General features: G+C 63.9%; 2 protein-coding genes and 1 tRNA gene. 1 reads left to right on the top strand and 2 read right to left on the bottom strand.

The genetic code is table 11. The features are described 5' to 3' along the window. Positions 1 to 1,403 (bottom strand): ATP-dependent helicase (locus IRZ30_RS16775; RefSeq protein ID WP_294086829.1); only part of this gene is annotated, 1,403 nt, incomplete at its 3' end. A 172-nt stretch (positions 1,404 to 1,575) separates the two neighbouring features. Here IRZ30_RS16775 and IRZ30_RS16770 point away from each other — a divergent pair. After that, a tRNA-Met gene (locus IRZ30_RS16770) sits at positions 1,576 to 1,650 on the top strand. 211 nt (positions 1,651 to 1,861) lie between these two features. On the opposite strand, the gene IRZ30_RS16765 is transcribed toward IRZ30_RS16770, so the two are convergent. Next, positions 1,862 to 2,593 (bottom strand): hypothetical protein, encoded by a 732-nt coding sequence (locus IRZ30_RS16765; RefSeq protein ID WP_294086828.1) that lies wholly within the window; start codon positions 2,591 to 2,593, stop codon positions 1,862 to 1,864. Positions 2,594 to 3,026 lie beyond the last annotated feature (433 nt).

The following is a 3,026-nucleotide window of genomic DNA, read 5'->3' as shown; positions in this document are numbered from 1 at the left end:
GCGAGCAGCTTCGCGGGGCGGGTGCCGACCGGCGGCGCGGGGGCGTCGCTCTCGCCTGCGAGCGCGGCCAGACCGGTATAGATCGGCAGGCCCGTCTCGGTCGACCAGCGCTCCAGCTCCTGCAGGGTACGCGCGCCGATCCCTTTGCCGAGTGGGGTGTTGGCGAGGACTCGCTGAAGGCTTACCGCGTCGCGCGGGTTGGCGATCAGGCGCAGGAGCGCAAGCGCGTCCTTGATCTCGCGCCGCTCGTAGAACCGTGTGCCGCCGACAAGCTGGTACGGGATGTCGGCTCGGATGAGCGCCTCCTCCAGCGGCCGGCTCTGAGCGTTGGTGCGATAGAGCACCGCGATGTCACGGAAGCGGTAGCGCCCCGACTGAGCTAGACGGTGGATCTCGCCGACGACGAACTGCGCCTCCTGGGCTTCGTCGTAGGCCTCGCGCACGACCAGCCGGTCGCCGCGCGGGTTCTCGGTCCGGAGCTGTCGGCGGATGCGCTGCGTGTTGGCGCGGATCACCTGGTCGGCGGCCTCGACGATCACGCCGGTGGAGCGGTAGTTCAACTCCAGGTGCACCTCGGCGGCATCGGGGAAGTCGCGCTTGAACTCCAGGATGTTGCGGATGTCGGCCTGCCGCCAGCCGTAGATCGACTGGTCGGGGTCACCGACGACGCACAGGTTCCGGTGCCCGGCCGCCAGGGCGTGGACAAGCAGGTACTGGACGTGGTTGGTGTCCTGGTACTCATCGACCAGGATGTAGCGATACCAGTCCTGATAGCGGCGGAGGACCTCGGGCTGCTCGTCGAATAACCGGACCGTCTCCACCAGGAGGTCGTCGAAGTCGAGCGCCCGGTTACGGCGCAGGATCTCCTGGTACCGCGGGTAGACGCGGCTGACGATCTCTTCCCAGTAGGTCTCGACCTGCTCGGCGAAGCGCGCCGGGTCGACCACCTGGCTCTTGGCGGCGGAGATGCGGTTCAGGATCGGCCGCGGCGGAAACTGCTTCGGATCCAGGTTGAGCGCCTTGAGCGCCTGCCGCACCGCGTCGATCTGGTCGGCATCGTCGTAGATGGTGAAGCGCGGGTCGAGGCCGATGAGGTGGCCGTCGCGGCGGAGGATGCGGACGCAGAGTGCGTGGAAGGTGCCGACGGTGAGCTGCCGGGCGCGCTCGGGTCCGACCAGAACCTCCAGGCGCTCGCGCATCTCGCGTGCGGCCTTATTGGTGAAGGTGACGGCCAGGATATTCCACGGCGAGACGCCCCGCTGGTCGATGAGGTAGGCGACACGGTGCGTCAGCACCCGTGTCTTGCCGCTGCCCGGCCCGGCGACGACAAGGACCGGGCCCTCAGTGATCGTCACGGCGCGCTGCTGCGCCTCATTCAACCCGCGGAGCAGATCCACGCCCACGGAAGACGGCTCCCACACCAAACCGGCTCGTCCCTCCCTGCGATTCAGATTCCTGAGGCCGATTGTACCACCCGATCTGCGGACGTACGGACTGTTCGGACACCGTAGCGTGCCGGCGGAACTCAGTTTGACGTGAACGCGAGCGCCTGCTACACTTACTGGCGCTCTGAGCGCCGGTGTAGCTCAGCGGTAGAGCAGGGGACTCATAAGCCCTTGGTCGGTGGTTCGAATCCGCCCACCGGCACCATCAATAGAAGAAGACGACGCGGGGCCGAAACCCCGCGTCGTTTGTATATTTTGAGCTGTTCGGGCGCTAGGCGACTGGCACCTGTCACTTAGTCGCTATGAACTGTCGTAGGCGCTGGATTCTGAGGCCGGGTGGCGGTTGAGGCAGGCGCTCGTACAACCAGTTGGCTAAGACGAGAAGGCGTTGCTGGTTGGGGAAATGATTGGTTAATTCATCGGTGGTCCCTCTGGGGCGTGGTCACAGGCCCATTCGACCGTTGACCTGCATCATCTGTGACTGTCTGTAGGACTTCGTCCCAATCGTTGATGAACAGGCGGAGTACGTCATCCGCGCAGAACCCCTCATTCATGTGTCCTAAGTCTCGTCTGATCTCCAGGAGTATCTCGGCAAGCTTTCTAGCGAGGCGCAATCCCTGCTCTCTCCGTGCCGCGTCATTCATTGCCACGCCGGCCCCTAACTTCTTGAACTCTCCCCACTTCTTGAGCACACCGTCTGATCCCCACACGACCATCTCTCCCATGAGGTGGGTTAGGTGTCGGATGAGGGCTGGGTCGGGGTCGCGCTTTGTGGCGGAACTCGGAGTGGCCCGTTCCAGTGCTAGTTTCTGTCCATTGTGCTTCCCGTTCCGTGCTTGTTTTTTCTCCGTTTGCTTTTCTGCCAGCATTTGCTTAATGAGGAGGTCAACGAACTGGCTATAGACCCGCGATTTCCGCTCTCGAAGAGCCTGCGCGGCCTGCATCTCCCGGTTGGCCTTTAGCTGAGCCTGGAGTTGCCACACCCCGAGTCCTCCCAGGATGATCGGCGATGCCAGTGCCAGGACGACGTCGGGGGCGTAGATGGCAAGGATGGTCAGCACGCCGACGGGGACAAGAACTACCGCGGCTCCCAAGAGCGTGGTTCCTCGCGTGGATCTCCTTGGAGACGAATGTTCATCGCCTACCATGGACCGCTCCTCCTACCACATGTAGCGCCGAACATTAGTTCTTGTGCCACAGATGGTAGCACAGGTGTACGTTCACAAACAAATCTAGTCTCGTCAGATCAGGCCCGCCGTCCACAGTGCGACCAGGTGTCTGGCGGTGACGATGCGGCGAGCAAGCACATCGCCAAGTACGATGATCGCTTTGGACATGAGCACTCACGTGCGCGGGGCTTGGGATCTGGTAAGCGAGATCAAGGCTCGCATCCGGCGAATGGAAGCGCTCGTCGCTGCGTGGGCAGGTGACTACCGCCCCAGGCGGCGAGCCAGGGACCAGCCCGCTACGAGGGCCGCGCCCATGAGGGCAAGGCGGGTGGCGGGGTGGTGCTCGAGGACGCGGGTGTAGAGGCTGGTCGGCTTGGCCTTGGCGGTGAACTGGCCGGTGGTGGTGTAGGTC

The organism is Sphaerobacter sp. (assembly GCF_019683595.1).
GTDB lineage: Bacteria > Chloroflexota > Chloroflexia > Thermomicrobiales > Thermomicrobiaceae > Sphaerobacter.
This window is presented reverse-complemented; position numbering and strand designations above follow the sequence as displayed.